The sequence below is a fragment of the Ruegeria sp. YTSC325 genome, from assembly GCF_059609525.1.
In genome coordinates, this window is the sequence record NZ_JBXWLY010000012.1 from 1 (window position 1) to 14,295 (window position 14,295).

General features: G+C 57.9%; 18 protein-coding genes and 1 tRNA gene. 8 read left to right on the forward strand and 11 right to left on the reverse strand.

What is annotated here, in order from left to right; translation table 11 throughout:
• Nucleotides 1–133: 133 nt before the first annotated feature.
• The 8 genes from AC2FF7_RS16215 to AC2FF7_RS16250 all read right to left on the reverse strand — a co-directional run bounded on the left by AC2FF7_RS16215 (nt 134) and on the right by AC2FF7_RS16250 (nt 4,508).
• Nucleotides 134–772 carry a thermonuclease family protein gene (locus tag AC2FF7_RS16215; protein ID WP_496905951.1) on the reverse strand — a complete coding sequence of 213 codons (639 nt, stop codon included), beginning with the start codon at nt 770–772 and terminating at the stop codon, nt 134–136.
• A gap of 232 nt (nt 773–1,004) precedes the next feature.
• Entirely contained in the window at nt 1,005–1,295 is a 291-nt protein-coding gene (locus tag AC2FF7_RS16220; protein ID WP_496905952.1) for a hypothetical protein, read from the reverse strand.
• 44 nt (nt 1,296–1,339) lie between these two features.
• Nucleotides 1,340–1,621: a hypothetical protein gene (locus AC2FF7_RS16225; RefSeq protein WP_496905953.1), complete on the reverse strand. Its 282-nt coding sequence runs from the start codon at nt 1,619–1,621 to the stop codon at nt 1,340–1,342.
• Nucleotides 1,622–1,683: 62 nt separating this feature from the next.
• A complete protein-coding gene (locus tag AC2FF7_RS16230) occupies nt 1,684–2,313 on the reverse strand; it encodes a hypothetical protein (protein ID WP_496905954.1) in 630 nt (209 codons plus the stop codon).
• Nucleotides 2,314–2,464: 151 nt separating this feature from the next.
• Nucleotides 2,465–2,983 (reverse strand): peptidoglycan recognition protein family protein, encoded by a 519-nt coding sequence (locus AC2FF7_RS16235; RefSeq protein ID WP_496905955.1) that lies wholly within the window; start codon nt 2,981–2,983, stop codon nt 2,465–2,467.
• Between the two features lie 54 nt (nt 2,984–3,037).
• Nucleotides 3,038–3,865 carry a DUF6538 domain-containing protein gene (locus AC2FF7_RS16240; protein ID WP_496905956.1) on the reverse strand — a complete coding sequence of 276 codons (828 nt, stop codon included), beginning with the start codon at nt 3,863–3,865 and terminating at the stop codon, nt 3,038–3,040.
• A 100-nt stretch (nt 3,866–3,965) separates the two neighbouring features.
• A tRNA-Ala gene (locus tag AC2FF7_RS16245) sits at nt 3,966–4,041 on the reverse strand.
• Nucleotides 4,042–4,181: 140 nt separating this feature from the next.
• Nucleotides 4,182–4,508, reverse strand: a complete 327-nt coding sequence (locus AC2FF7_RS16250) for a TIGR02300 family protein (RefSeq protein WP_496905957.1) — start codon at nt 4,506–4,508, stop codon at nt 4,182–4,184.
• A 100-nt stretch (nt 4,509–4,608) separates the two neighbouring features.
• Here AC2FF7_RS16250 and AC2FF7_RS16255 point away from each other — a divergent pair, with 100 nt between their 5' ends.
• The 3 genes from AC2FF7_RS16255 to AC2FF7_RS16265 all read left to right on the forward strand — a co-directional run bounded on the left by AC2FF7_RS16255 (nt 4,609) and on the right by AC2FF7_RS16265 (nt 7,222).
• Complete coding sequence (locus tag AC2FF7_RS16255) at nt 4,609–5,304, forward strand: M48 family metallopeptidase (RefSeq protein WP_496848259.1); 696 nt, start codon at nt 4,609–4,611, stop codon at nt 5,302–5,304.
• A gap of 30 nt (nt 5,305–5,334) precedes the next feature.
• Nucleotides 5,335–5,982, forward strand: a complete 648-nt coding sequence (locus AC2FF7_RS16260) for a GntR family transcriptional regulator (RefSeq protein WP_170356067.1) — start codon at nt 5,335–5,337, stop codon at nt 5,980–5,982.
• Nucleotides 5,983–6,094: 112 nt separating this feature from the next.
• A complete protein-coding gene (locus tag AC2FF7_RS16265; RefSeq protein ID WP_496905958.1) occupies nt 6,095–7,222 on the forward strand; it encodes a lytic murein transglycosylase in 1,128 nt (375 codons plus the stop codon).
• Nucleotides 7,223–7,227: 5 nt separating this feature from the next.
• Here AC2FF7_RS16265 and AC2FF7_RS16270 read toward each other — a convergent pair whose 3' ends face one another.
• Nucleotides 7,228–8,190, reverse strand: coding sequence for an acetyl-CoA carboxylase carboxyltransferase subunit alpha (locus AC2FF7_RS16270; RefSeq protein ID WP_480868132.1), 963 nt, complete (start codon nt 8,188–8,190; stop codon nt 7,228–7,230).
• A gap of 122 nt (nt 8,191–8,312) precedes the next feature.
• Here AC2FF7_RS16270 and AC2FF7_RS16275 point away from each other — a divergent pair, with 122 nt between their 5' ends.
• Nucleotides 8,313–9,146: an AraC family transcriptional regulator gene (locus tag AC2FF7_RS16275; RefSeq protein ID WP_496905959.1), complete on the forward strand. Its 834-nt coding sequence runs from the start codon at nt 8,313–8,315 to the stop codon at nt 9,144–9,146.
• A gap of 1 nt (nt 9,147) precedes the next feature.
• Here AC2FF7_RS16275 and AC2FF7_RS16280 read toward each other — a convergent pair whose 3' ends face one another.
• On the reverse strand, nt 9,148–9,744 hold the full coding sequence (locus AC2FF7_RS16280; RefSeq protein ID WP_496848260.1) for a LysE family translocator: 597 nt from the start codon (nt 9,742–9,744) through the stop codon (nt 9,148–9,150).
• Nucleotides 9,745–9,817: 73 nt separating this feature from the next.
• Here AC2FF7_RS16280 and AC2FF7_RS16285 point away from each other — a divergent pair, with 73 nt between their 5' ends.
• Nucleotides 9,818–10,270, forward strand: a complete 453-nt coding sequence (locus AC2FF7_RS16285) for an Lrp/AsnC family transcriptional regulator (protein ID WP_496905960.1) — start codon at nt 9,818–9,820, stop codon at nt 10,268–10,270.
• A 116-nt stretch (nt 10,271–10,386) separates the two neighbouring features.
• Nucleotides 10,387–10,965, forward strand: a complete 579-nt coding sequence (locus tag AC2FF7_RS16290) for a PA14 domain-containing protein (protein ID WP_170754939.1) — start codon at nt 10,387–10,389, stop codon at nt 10,963–10,965.
• A 33-nt stretch (nt 10,966–10,998) separates the two neighbouring features.
• Here the strand turns inward: AC2FF7_RS16290 and AC2FF7_RS16295 are convergent, their stop codons facing one another.
• Complete coding sequence (locus tag AC2FF7_RS16295; protein WP_170754941.1) at nt 10,999–11,961, reverse strand: L-malyl-CoA/beta-methylmalyl-CoA lyase; 963 nt, start codon at nt 11,959–11,961, stop codon at nt 10,999–11,001.
• 295 nt (nt 11,962–12,256) lie between these two features.
• On the opposite strand from AC2FF7_RS16295, the gene dgcN reads away from it, so the two are divergent.
• Together dgcN and dgcA are read left to right on the forward strand one after the other, a co-directional pair.
• Nucleotides 12,257–13,258 (forward strand): N-acetyltransferase DgcN, encoded by a 1,002-nt coding sequence (dgcN, locus tag AC2FF7_RS16300; protein WP_480868124.1) that lies wholly within the window; start codon nt 12,257–12,259, stop codon nt 13,256–13,258.
• Between the two features lie 62 nt (nt 13,259–13,320).
• Nucleotides 13,321–14,286: an N-acetyl-D-Glu racemase DgcA gene (gene dgcA, locus AC2FF7_RS16305; protein ID WP_480868122.1), complete on the forward strand. Its 966-nt coding sequence runs from the start codon at nt 13,321–13,323 to the stop codon at nt 14,284–14,286.
• Nucleotides 14,287–14,295 lie beyond the last annotated feature (9 nt).

Below are 14,295 nucleotides of genomic sequence, written 5' to 3' on the forward strand. Positions count from 1 at the left end.
AGCACAACCGAACTCCGCTTTGCGTTCGGCTTGCGAGGCCGCTGAACGAAATTCACCTTGCTGTCCGCTTTGGGCTCTCAGCGGACTTTAAGCGAATTCTCCTGAATGACCGCTTTCCAACTAGCGATTGTACCTACCGCCATTTCGGCGCTCGCCAGCCCGCTGCGAGGGCCTCTTCTTCATCGCAAAACCAACGCTCACCTTTCTCTTCGTTGATCTTGGTTCGGGAATACCAAGGAGACCAAGGCGGATGATAGATCATACCGTTCTGCGAGATGTTTCCCTTTATCGGGCAGCCCTCTGGCGCATCTTTTGATGCCTCTTTCCATTTGGCAGCGCGATACTCCCAAGCAGGCTGTGTTTCACCTTGCCAAATCCCCAGTGACCGGGATCGTGCCTCGGTTTCTTCTGGGACATAAACCTCGGAAAACCTGACGTACGCCCAAGCATAACCCTGACTGACCATCTCAGCGCCTACGTCCTGTCCATCTGAGTAGCACGTGGCGATAATCCTCCCATAACGGTCGGTCGATAAAGGTTCGCATCGCACCGATCGACCCTCCACAAGGTCAGCCATCGCCTTCACCGCTGCCTTTCCACAAGGCCACGTTCCCGCGGAGGAATTACACTTCTGTCCGAACTCCGGAGCATCTATTCCGTTGATCCTGTATGTAACCTCTCCGATCTCAAGAGTGTCACCATCAACCACAGAGACCTCCGCCGCGACGGCAGGAAAAGCGAAAGCACAAAAAAATAAGCAAACACATTTCATCAACCTAATGATTGCGCCGAGATGGCACCCTTTTCAACCTTTCTAGGGGGATATCAACGACCCAGTCGGCTTGGGCTATGAAAGGAAACACGTCTCCGTTCTGTTCTTCGCCGAGGTCTCAAGCTGCGGACACTTCACCAGGCGACCTGCAGTAAACGCTGAGTTCAACGCAGGTGCTACCGTGGTGGGTTTGCGGTCGAGTTGTGTAGGGTCCTTGGGGGTCACTCCAAGATCATTGGTTGGTGTACCCTTGGCTTTGCGCGATGAGTGTCTGCTCGACTTCTGCGCGTTGCTGGTTGAGGACAGTGACGATGATTTGACGAGCTTCACTCAATGGGACGATTGCTGCCCCAAACATCGGGGCATCGTCAGCTTGGAACGCACGGGCCTCGGAGAGATCAAAGGTCCATCCGCAATCACCGCTTGTGAAAACTAGACCGAAGGGCTGCTGAAGAACGTGGGTGCCGCCCGTCAGCTTCGCGTTACCAACTTTGAAGACGGCACTGCCGAGAGTTTCCAGCATGCGTGTTAGCCTGATGCGTGGATGTTCTTGGACCGTGGTGCGCCTCACCTCAAGTCCTCCGGCATAGTAAGCCCGCAACTTATGGCAATCCGGCGGAGGTCATTGACCATCGACGCGTAACCCTCATCCAGGACGGACACGATGTCGGCACGTTCGCCACGACCCGGAACAATCATTTGGTTGGGATATGCGGCTGTGATCTGGTCTGCCTCTTCGCGCATCTCTTGGCGCACTTGCCGGATACCCGCGAGAATGGCCAATGTACGCTGCCAGCTTTGACTATCGTCACTCAGCGGTTGCGGTGTGGTTTTGGGTTTGGATGTCATGTTGAGTCCTTTGGATTTGGTGATTGATACAGGAAGCAGAGGTTGGGTTGCGAAGTTCGACATCATCGAACTCCAATAAGCCGAGCGATCTGGTCTACCCGGTGAACCGTGAGTTCACCTCGGGTATTCTCCGCGATAGCCTTCGCGTATAACCGGCGGTCTGCTTCCGATGCAGTGTCTTCGTTGTAGCTAATGGCAGCAGCAACGCTCTTCTCAGCCATGTTGGGTGAGGGATGAACCTCAGGTTTCCGGGCGGCGATCTCGGGTTTGACGTAGGGGGCTAGGCCCAGAGAAAGCCGAGCAACGTCCCGGCTCTGATCAATCTCATCTTGGCAGCGGCCATTGAAGGCGCGGCCAGCGATTCTGAGAACGTGTTTGGCTTGATCCAGCGTCAGGTCTTCATCTCGAGCGCGGAGCTTAGCCTTCTTGATCATCGGCAGGATAGTGGGATCAGGTATGCCGGACTTGGCGACGTGTTCAAGGAACAAACGCTCAAATTCTTTAGTTGTCAGGGATGCGGGCTTGGGTTTGCCGAAGGTGTCCAGGAGTTTCTTGGCGTGAACCATGGGTCGCTTGGCTTGTGCGATCTGGTTGGTCAACGCATCTCGGCGTTTACCTTTGCGGAGCTTGCTGTTGTCGATGAAGTATTGGGTCGCCTTCTTGGCGGATGCAGGGAGTGTCTCTAAGGACATTTGCTAGGTTCCTTGATTGCAGGGATGGTGCGAAAGCTGAGGACATGAGAACGCCTCCTGTAACCCCTTGAGGGAACAGATTTTCTCAACCACAATTTTCTGATTTTCTGTGGGAATGGGTGATTGTACGTTTCGCCGGGAAACGAGGGATTTAATGAGGGCCTATTGAAAGTGTCTCGTTGCGGTCGAGGCGTTCTTCGAGTTCAGCTTCGGCAGCTTCGGACTGGTCATATTGCACGAGGGTGAACTTCTCGAGGCTCTCATCGATCTCGAGAGGGACACCAAGTGTATCCGCGAGTTTCTGATAGAGGCATTCCAGCGCGTCACGCTGAGCAGGTGTCAACGTCTCGGAGAACTTACCTGTCTCACGATCCCGTCCACCGACCACGCCAATCTGGATATGACTTCTTGTGAAGTTTTCTCGACCGACTGCGCCACACGTCAGGGGGTGGCGACATACCTCGACCGTTCCGTCAACAAGTACCAGATAGTGCCAACCGATCCCGAAGCATCCGGTCCTTGCATGTTCGACAACGATGATCGACGCATCAATTTGCGGATCGGCTGGATGATGGGTGTACCTGACGAATAGGCCCGTGGTTTTCTCGCGGGGCAACGTAGCGAACATCGTTGTTCGCAGGTAGGTGTCGGCTCTCTTGATCCTGAGCATCGGCCTTGGTTCCTCTCTTCACCCGTTTTGCCCATGCTTCGAGTTCACTGAGCGTCAACCGCCCCGCCCCTGTTGGTAGAGGGCCTTGTCGCCTGCGATCTCCTTGAGCGCGGCCATCCAAGCCAAATGATCATCGCGTACTTTGGGTGACCATGCGCCTCGTGACTTCTCGGCTTCCCAACTCGTTACTGCGTCAGACAGGAGAGGACCCGCCGTGCCACCGTCAGTTTCGCTTGGAGTAACCTCGGGGTAGGGCGGGGTAGCAACTGGATTGCCAAGGTCTCTATCCTTCGTCGTCTCATGGGCTTCCACAGATGCCTCTTGGAGCGCCCGGATCAACCTTGGCCAACTTGGGGAACCTTCGGCCAGTTTCAGGTCAATGCCTTCCCACGTGAGAATCTCCACGGCCTCTGACCGGAAGAACTCATCGCGTTTGCCTCGAGCGAGGTTGGCTCGGTTGACCTCGTTCATGTCTTGATTGACCTGTTTCCATTCCTCAAAGGTTGGGCGTGGTTCATAGGCGATGTGTTCGTCTGGATCTTCTGGGTCCTCGAAGCCTTCCAACCGAGCCTCTTCGTCCTCATCCAAGAGATGATGCAGGTAGGCTTGCTTTGCCCGGGCTATCTGGATGGGGGTGAGTTCTTCCAGAGGCTCCTCTGCGTCCTTCTCCTGTTGCCTGCTCAGCGCTCTCCCGTGTTCCTCAAACAGGCGGTCAATGCGGGCTGCTTCTATACGAACCCTAACGAGAGCCTCAGCCCTGTTTTTGGTGCGTAGAGAGAAGGTTTCTTCGACCTTACCGTACGATTCAGCAATGTCCTTCGGGACGGCTGCACGGTGATAATAGGTTGATCCACGGCGGTACAGACGGGGGTGTCCAGACATCTTCTCAAGGTTCCTCACTGTAACACCTCAATGTAACAGACCCTTGGAGAAACCATTGAAAACCATGAAGTTATTGAGTTCAAAGCATATCATGGGGATTTGGTGGAGCCTAGGGGAGTCGAACCCCTGACCTCTTGCATGCCATGCAAGCGCTCTCCCAACTGAGCTAAGGCCCCATCTAGGGACTGCCGAAGCAGTGGACGGACGTTTATGAGACGGCGGCAGCGAGTGCAAGTCCAAAAATGAATTCTGGCAAAATCTTTCCGCTCATCGTCTGGGAAGGTTCGAGGCGGCTCTGGGCCGCCTCTGAACGGTATTAGTTTTCGTCTTCAGACGACATGTCTTTGATGTCGTCCAGAGAGACGTCATCATTGTTGTCGTCATCATCATCCAGCAGGTCATCGTCCAGATCGACGTCGACATTGTCGTCATCGTCCAGAACAATATCCTCGTTCGACGCATTCTCGCGCGCTTTGGCCGAGGCCGCATCTTCCGCGTCAGCCGCAATCATCCGGCTTTTGCCGGTGTCCAGCTCAACGATCTCGCCGGTATAGGGGCTGACGATCGGGTCCTTGTTCAGGTCGTAAAACCGCTTGCCGGTTGTTGGGCAAATGCGCTTAACGCCCCATTCTTCCTTGGGCATGTGAAATCCCCTTGATATCAGGTGAGTCGTAATAACGATTCAGGTCACGTGCCACATGCAGCGGGCACTGTCAAAGCCTTTGCACAGGAGAACATAACCAATGGGAGAGCACGCACTGCCCGGCACACCCCGTGTGCGGCTGACACTGCGCAAATCAGCGCGTGCCAGGCGGATCAGCCTGCGGATTTCCCAATTGGATGGACGTGTTACACTAACTTACCCCGATGGTGTGCCCGAGTCTGAGGCGTTGAATTTTGCGCATCTCAAGGCAGACTGGATACGCCAACATCTGCAAGATCGTCCGGATCCTGCGGTGGTGCAATTTGGTCAGATGTTACCAATCGAAGGAACCGAACGGCGAATCGTCCCAGCAGAAGGTCGGCGCGTGCTTCTCAGAGGCGACGAAATCGCCGTGCCCGAGGGTGCCGAGGCAAAGCGTTTGGCCCGGTTTCTGAAAGAGCTCGCTCGCGACCGGTTGACCGGTGCCTGCGATGACTACGCGGCGATGTTGGGGCGCAGTTACTCTGGCCTGACTATTCGCGATACGCGGTCGCGCTGGGGGTCATGCAGCTCGGCTGGTGGTTTGATGTTTTCATGGCGGCTGATCCTCGCGCCGTCTGAAATTCTGCACTATGTCGCTGCACATGAAGTGGCCCATCTGGTCGAGATGAACCATTCCCGAGCGTTCTGGGATCAGGTTGAGCGGATATTTGGTGACTACCGTGAACAGCGGCGTTGGTTGCGCGACAACGGGGCGCAGTTGCATCAGTACAGATTTGACGCTCCTGTGAGTTGACCCCAAATCAATTTGTGATCACATGGTCAAATGTTAAACACGCGTTCTTCCGACTCGCAGACAGCTACGCATGACAGGGTGTATCGGACCCTGCGTGCGCGGATCATGCATGGGGAAATCGCTCCGGGTCATGCGTTGACCCTGCGTGGGATCGGTAAAGAATTCGGGGTGTCCATGACGCCCGCACGCGAAGCTGTGCGGCGTCTTGCGGCCGAAGGTGCCTTGTTCCTGTCCTCATCCGGACGGGTGTCGACACCAGAGTTGACCAATGACCGTATCGAGGAACTTGCTGCTCTGCGCGCGCTGCTAGAGGTCGAGCTTGCCAGCCGGGCCCTGCCGCGCGCGCACATGGCCCTGATCGACCGATTGCAGAGCATCAACATGACCGTTGCCGAGATGGTTACCAAGCGCGATGCCGTCGGCTATATCCGCACAAATCTCGAATTTCACCGCACTTTGTACCTAAGGGCGCAGGCTCCAGCGATGCTGGCGATGGCCGAGACTGTGTGGCTGCAACTTGGGCCGACCATGCGGGCGCTTTATGGGCGGCTGCGGCGTACAGAACCCCCGCATTATCACAAACTGATCATCGCCGCGCTCAAGGCCGGGGATGAACCCGGTTTGCGTCTGGCGGTGCGTTCGGACGTGACGCAGGGTCTGCGGATGCTGGTAACTTAAGCGGCGATTTGCCGACATTGCCGCGTACGTTTGTTTCGCTACAGCAGTTCTGGCTTGGACGGGTGGTCTGGGTTACTCTGATCCCAAACCACAACAAGAGCAGATTTCAATCATGATCAATCGTCGGGTATTTTCTGTCGGTCTTGGATCGACCCTCTTGGCCGCCTGTTCAGGTGGCACGCAAACCACAGCTCCTGCATCGCGGATGCGGCCGGTTCCGAATGCCGGGTGGGACGCCTGGGTAGCCGGTTTCAAAACACGCGCCGCATCGCAGGGGATTTCGCAAACAACCCTAAACCGTGCGTTCCAGGGGGCAGGCTATTTGCCCGGAGTTATCGAACGTGACCGCAATCAGGTCGAGTTCAAGCGTTCGCTCGAGGATTATCTGGCTATCGCAGCCTCGGATGAGCGGATCGAGACAGGCCAGCAGATGATGGTTCGGCACGCCGCAACTCTGTCGCAGATCGAGGCGCAATATGGTGTCGACAAAGAGGTTGTCGTCGCTGTCTGGGGGTTAGAGAGCCGATATGGCGCGCGGCGCGGGGATGTGCCGGTGGTTTCGGCAACATCCACATTGGCCTATGACGGGCGACGCGGTGCGTTTTTTGAAAAACAGCTGATCGCGGCGCTTCAGATCATTCAGGCGGGGGATACGACGCCGGACAAGATGACCGGCAGTTGGGCCGGTGCAATGGGGCATACTCAGTTCATCCCGACCTCGTATCTGGCCTTTGCAGTGGATCATACCGGCGACGGCAGGCGTGACATCTGGTCCGAGGACCCCTCAGATTCGCTCGCGTCGACAGCGGCCTATCTGGCCCGTTCGGGATGGAAGCGTGGGCAGCCCTGGGGGGGCGAGGTCGGCACGGTTTCCGGTACACCCGTCGCGGTGCTGCAGCCGCAGGTGCCGGGGCCGCGCATTGCCGTGTTCCGCAATTTTCAGGTGATCAAGCGGTACAACAACTCGGATAGCTACGCGATTGGCGTCGGACACCTGTCAGATCGGATCGCGGGGGGCGCGCCGTTTCAGGCCTCGTTCGGGCCGAATGCGACCGGGCTGACGCTGGAGGACCGCAAAGAGCTTCAGCGCCGTCTGACCGCTGCGGGTTACGACACGCAAGGCGCGGATGGGGTGATTGGTAACAACACTAAATCCGCCATCAGCGGCTATCAGAGCGCCAATGGCCTTCCGGTGACCGGAGAGCCCTCGGTCGCGCTGTTGCGCAGGTTGGGCGGCTAGGCGCTTTAGGCTGCCAGACCTTTCGAGCCGATATCCAGGAATTTCTGGCGGCGGTCGCGTATCAGGGCTGCCGGGTCTTTGCCGTCGAGCTCTTGCAGCATCGAGGCAATCGCTGCACGCACCGAATCAACAGTGGCCGAGGGATCGCGATGGGCCCCGCCCTTGGGCTCGGTAATGATCCGGTCGCAGACGCCAAGTTTGTATAGGTCTTGGGCGGTCAGGCGCAACGCCTCGGCGGCCTCGCGCATCTTTTCGGCATCTTTCCACAGGATCGAGGCACAGCCCTCGGGCGAGATCACCGAGTAGACCGAATGTTCCAGCATCGCGACACGGTTAGCCGTCGCGAACGCAACCGCACCGCCCGAACCTCCTTCTCCGATGATCACGGAAACCAGCGGCACACCGATCTTTAGGCACATCTCGGTTGACCGCGCGATGGCTTCGGACTGGCCGCGTTCCTCGGCCCCTTTGCCGGGATAGGCCCCGGCCGTGTCGATCAGGGTGATCACCGGCAGGCCAAAACGCCCCGCCATTTCCATCAGGCGAACGGCTTTGCGATAGCCTTCTGGGCGGGCCATGCCGAAATTGCGTTCGATCCGCGATTTGGTGTCTGATCCTTTTTCGTGGCCGATCACCATCACGGGCTGATCGTTGAACCGCGCCAACCCGCCGATCACCGCGAGATCGTCGGCAAAATTGCGGTCGCCGGCCAGAGGGGTGAATTCGGTAAACAGCTCTTTGACATAGTCCTGACAATGAGGGCGCATGGGGTGCCGCGCCACCTGGCATTTGCGCCACGGGGTCAGATCGCCATACAACTCATCCAGCAGCTTGGCGGCCTTGGCATCCAGCGCGGCGGCTTCTTCGGCCACGTCCATTTCTTCGTTGGCGCGGGCCAGCGCGCGCAGTTCCTCGGCCTTGCCTTCGATCTCGGCCAGCGGTTTTTCGAAATCCAGATACTGGGTCATGACGCCTCTCAACGCGGAAGTTCCCTGCTATATGACCTGACGTCGCCTGGGATGCAACTCAGCAAGATTTGTGGATCGGCAATATGTTTGTGTGAGGGGGCAAGGAAGAAGGACGAAACCGGATGGCAAACAGCTATGAAACCCGCATCCTGCGTGTGCTTGAATATATCCACGACAACCCCGCAGGGGATCTGTCATTGGATGCACTTGCGGATGTGGCGGCGATGTCGAGATTTCACTGGCACCGTGTGTTTCGGGCAATAACGGGCGAAACCTGTGCGCAGGCAGTGCGCCGGATCCGTTTGCACCGTGCCGCCAGCCGGTTGGTGCAGACCGACGTGCCGGTTGCGCAAGTGGCCAACGACGTGGGCTATCCGAACCTGAACTCCTTCGCGCGGGCGTTCTCTGACGCCTATGGCACCAGCCCTGCCGCCTTTCGCAAGGCCGGTCTGTTCCTGCCAGCACATCCACATTTCAAAATAGGAGACTACCCGATGCACCCCGTTGAAACCCGTACTGAACCTGCCCGCCGGATTGTCGCGTTGAAGCACCGCGGCAACTATGCCGAGATCGGCAGGAGTTTTGAAACTTTCGGCGCGTTGTGCGAATCCCGCAAGCTTTGGCCTCAATTAGGCCCGGTCATTGGTCTTTACCTTGACAGCCCCGACGAGGTGCCCGAGCAGGACCTGCGCAGCTACGCAGGCGCGGAATATCGTGGAGACGCGGCCCCGGACGGGATGGAAGACCTCAGTATCCCCGGCGGTAAGACCGCTGTCTTGCGCTACAAAGGTCCGTATTCCGGTATTCATGCCGCCTATCACAGCCTGTTCGGCAATTGGCTGCCGGACTCAGGCGAAGAGCCTGCGGATCAACCCTGCTATGAGATTTACCTCAACGACCCACGCGATACGCCGCCCGATGAACTGCTGACGGAAATCTGCCTGCCGCTCAAGTAAATCAAGCAGGCCAAAGGACCGGATAGAGCGACGCAACCAGCAGCGTGGCCATGGTCCAATTGAAAACCAACAAACGGCGCGGGTTCGTGAGGACTCGCGCCATTTGCTGCCCAAGTACCGTCCATGTGCTGACCGATGGCAGATTGACGGCGCCAAAGATCAGCGCCACGATCAAAATGGCCTCGGGCGTACGGCCCGGTGAATAGGCCGTGGTCGCTGTCAGGGCCATGGCCCACGCTTTTGGATTGACCCATTGAAATGCGGCAGCTTGCAGAAACGTCATGGGCGTTCCAGCCTCGGCCGCTTGACCTGAAGGTGCGGCATTGGCGATTTTCCAGGCCAGGAATAGCAGATAGATTACGGATGCGATTTTCAGCACCGTGTAACTGGTTGGGTATTGGTCGAAGACAGCCGCCAGACCCAGTCCAACTAAAACAACCATGAAGGTGAAACCCAGCCCGATGCCAAGCATATGAGGGATTGACCGGCGGAACCCGAAATTTGCGCCCGAGGCCATCAGCATCAGGTTGTTCGGTCCCGGTGTAATTGAAGAGACAAAGGCAAAGGTGATCAGGGCCAGAAGCAAGTCATAGGTCATGGCGCGCAGCATTGCCCAGAAAACGGCAAATGAAATTGCAAAATTGTGCGTGTGTCTTTATTTTTAGCAACAAATGTCGAAGATAGATCAAAAAAACCAACATATATTGCGTGAATTGACCCGAGATGGCCGTATCAGCAACCTGGAATTGGCCGACCGTGTGGGTCTGTCCCCCTCGGCTTGTTTGCGCCGGGTGCAGGAGCTGGAGCGCTCAGGCGTAATTTCAGGTTACCGCGCAGTATTGAACCCTGCGGCGTTAGGGGTGGGCTTTGTGGCCTATATCGGTGTGGGGCTTGGCGAGCATACAAAAGCGGCGCAGGAAGGGTTCGAACGCGCATTGCAAAACGCGCCCGAGGTGGTTGAATGCCACAACATCACCGGAACGATCGAGTACCTGTTGCGCGTAGAGTGCCAAGATCTGCCCGCCTACAAAACATTCCACACCGACGTTTTGGGAACACTGCCGCATGTCACCTCGATCACGTCATACGTGGTGATGGGTTCTCCCAAAGATATGCGCGGATGACTGCGAAAATGTGATTGTTAACTCTCTTGCCGGGTAATTTCCGACGTCCTAGTGTTGAACAAATGTCCCACCGAAATGGGGAATAACCTCAAAGGGACCGTATCAGGGAGAAGACCATGAACCTCGTTCGAACCGGAGCACTTGCCGCTGCCTTGGCGATTTTCGCCGGGGGTGCGTTGGCTGCACCCTTGAAACTGCAACCGGCAAACCCGCAACCCAATCCCAAACCCGGATTGGATGTGAAATACGCATGGGAAGGGAACCCTCCTCGCAAAATTCAAAACTTGGCCAAAGTTGGTTTTCTTCTGAAGAAAGCCAAGTCAGGTAAACCACTGCGTGGCTTGGATTATCGTGATACGACCGAAGGCGATCCGGTTTTGACATTCAACGAGGCGTTCAACGTCGCAGCCGAAGTCACTGGGTATATCAAGTTCGACTCACCCGGTGTCTATGAGCTTGAGACTTGGTCGAATGACGGTATCGACGCTTGGGTCGGGGGGCAGCAGATCGGCTATGTCAATGGGCGGCAAGGCTGCGAAGCCAATCAGAGAACCGAGGTCGAAGTGCCACAAGCCGGGTGGTATCCGCTGAAGATCACATATTTTCAGAAATATGGCACATCCTGCCTGATGATGAAATCGGGCAAAAAGGGCGAGCGTTTTACATGGACGCCCAACGACGTCTTCGGTCGGTAAAGAAAAAGGCGCCCCGGGGGGCGCCTTGCTTCGTTAACCGTTGGCGGCGATCAGTTCGGCCTGTGCCACGATCACCTCGGCCTGTTTGATCGAGGCGATATCGACCAAACGCCCTTTGTAGACGGTTGCGCCTTCGCCATTGGCCTTGGCCTGTTCCATTGCCGCCAGGATCTCGCGCGCCTCGGACACCGCTTCGTCCGACGGGGTGAAGACCTGATTGGCCAGCGCGATCTGCTTAGGGTGAATCGCCCATTTGCCCACCATACCCAGCGTGGCCGAGCGCTTGGCCTGTGCGATATACCCCTCATCATCCGAGAAATCGCCGAACGGGCCGTCAACCGGCAGCACGCCATGGGTGCGGCAGGCGGCGACGATGGCGGCTTGCGCCCAATGCCACGGATCGGACCAGTGCTTTTCGCCCTCGCGCAGCATGTAATAGTTTTCCTGCGTGCCACCGATGCCGGTGGTTTGCATCCCCATCGAGGCCGCAAAGTCTGCTGCCCCAAGGCTCATGGCCTGCAGACGCGGGGAGGAGGCCGCGATGGCTTCGACATGGGCGATACCAGCGGCGGATTCGATGATGACTTCAAAGCTGATCGGCTTGGTGCGGCCCTTGGCGCGCTCGATCGCCGTGACCAGCGCGTCAACGGCATAGACGTCCTCCGCACAACCCACCTTGGGTATCATGATTTGGTCCAGACGGTCGCCGGCCTGTTCCAGCAGATCAACCACGTCGCGATACCAGTAGGGCGTGTCGAGGCTGTTGATGCGGACGGACATGTATTTGCCGCCCCAGTCGATTGTGTTCAGCGCCTCGATCACATTGGCACGGGCCACGTCCTTGTCGGTGGGGGCGACGGAATCCTCAAGGTCCAGATTGATCACATCGGCCGCCGAGGCCGCCATTTTCGGGAACAGCTTGGTGTTCGATCCGGGGCCAAACAGCTGACAGCGGTTAGGGCGGGCAGGGGCGGCGGGTTGAAGGCGAAAGCTCATCTGGACCTCGTGCGAGTAAGGAAATTACGATTTTCTTGCCTCATTGGGTATTAAATTGCGCAAGCCTGCGCAAGCGCCTTTGTGCAGATGCGGCATTGCATTCGCAGCATTCACCAAAATACGCTGCGTCCCCGGTGGTTAAAGTTTAATCGGTTTGAGAACATGAAAGATTTTTGCGGAATTTAGGGTAGTTGTGCAAAAATTTCCCAACCGGCCTCATGTTGCCCAAGGAATTCGCGAAACTCTCGCCTGCCGGCTCCACTAGCCTGCGTCGGAATCAAAGGAGTGCACCGCAATGATCGAGACACCGTATCTGTTGTTTTTGGGCGATGCGCCCGACCAGTTGGCCGCAAAAGTCGCCATCGGCATCCGGGACTGGCGTCCCGAGAACGCCGTGGGCCAGTACCGGATGGAGGGTTGCAAGGCCGATCTGGGCATGACCGACCTGACTCTGGCCGAGGCCAAAGCTGCTGGGGCGAAAACGCTGGTCATTGGCGTTGCCAACCGGGGCGGCGTGATCAGTGCGGCGTGGAAGAAAGTGCTGATCGAGGCGCTCGAGATGGGGTTTGATCTGGCCTCTGGCCTACATAACCTGTTGCGCGATGAGGGCGATCTGGTGGCCGCGGCGCAAACCCATGGCTGCACGTTGCACGACGTGCGTGTGCCGACTGTTGGCTATCCGATTGCCAATGGTAAAAAGCGCAGCGGCAAGCGGTGTCTGGCCGTGGGGACCGATTGTTCGGCGGGTAAGATGTATACCGCCATGTCGATGGACGCCGAGATGCGCAAGCGGGGCATGAAATCCACTTTCCGCGCCACGGGGCAGACGGGCATTCTGATCACCGGGCAAGGGGTTCCGCTCGACGCGGTCGTGGCCGATTTCATGGCCGGGGCGGTCGAATACCTGACGCCCGAAAATGACGCCGATCACTGGGATCACATCGAAGGGCAGGGGTCACTGTATCATGTGTCCTATTCCGGTGTGACCATGGCGCTGATCCACGGCGGTCAGCCCGATGCGCTGATCCTGTGTCACGAACCCACACGGACGCATATGCGCGGCCTGCCCGAATATTCCCTGCCGTCGCTGCCGGATCTGCGTGACGCGGCGCTGCCGCTGGCGCGGATCGCCAACCCGGCCTGTCAGGTTGTCGGTGTGTCGATTAACACCCAGAACCTGAGCGAAGACGAGGCGCATGCCTATATCGCCGAGGTCGAGGCCGAGATGGGCTTGCCCGCAACCGACCCGTACCGCTTTGGTGCGGGTAAGCTGGTTGACGCGCTGGCGGCGCTGTAACACGGTCGGACCAAAATTTTTCGTCGAAAAATCTTGGTCACTCTGCAGGGGAAAGATTTGTGATGCGGATAGACGTTTCGCGGGATGTGTTTCGGTTGGCGCAGGTGTTCACCATCTCGCGCGGGTCGCGGACCGAGGCCAAGGTGCTGACCGTTCGGATCTCGGACGGGGTGCATCAGGGCTGGGGCGAATGTGTGCCCTATGCGCGCTATGATGAAACGCTCGAGTCGGTCGAGGCCGAGATCGCGGGATTGCCTGCGGATTTCACCCGGCAATCGCTTATGGACCTGCTGCCCGCTGGGGCGGCTCGAAACGCTGTGGACTGCGCGCTGTGGGATCTGGAATGCAAGCGTGCGGGCAAACGGGCGTGGGACTTGGCCGGTTTGCCAGTGCCTGGCCCCGAGATCACCGCATATACTCTGTCGCTGGACACGCCCGAGGCGATGCAGGCGCAAGCAGCCGCCAACGCGCATCGTCCGCTTCTCAAGATCAAGCTGGGCACACCGGATGACATGCCCCGGCTTGAAGCCGTTCGCGCGGGCGCGCCGAACGCGCGGATCATCGTCGACGCGAATGAGGGTTGGTCGGCCGCTGTTTATGCCGACCTTGCCCCGCATCTGGTGCGTTTGGGTGTGGCTCTGGTCGAGCAACCCTTGCCTGCCGGTGAAGATGACGCGCTGATCGGAATGGAGCGTCCGGTGCCCGTGTGCGCCGACGAGTCCTGTCATGATCGCAGCAGCTTGCCCGGCCTCAAGGGCAAATATGATGTGGTCAACATTAAGCTCGACAAAACCGGCGGTCTGACCGAGGCTCTGGCGCTGCGGCAGCAGGCGCTGGCCGAGGGCTATAAGGTCATGGTCGGTTGCATGGTTGGCAGCTCGCTTGCGATGGCCCCTGCGACCTTGTTGGCGCAGGGTGCGATGGTAACGGACCTTGACGGCCCGCTTCTTCTGGCCGAAGACCGCACCAACCCGCTTATTTTTGATGACGCCGGAGTGCATCCGCCAAAAGCGGCGCTCTGGGGCTGAGGAGAGTGA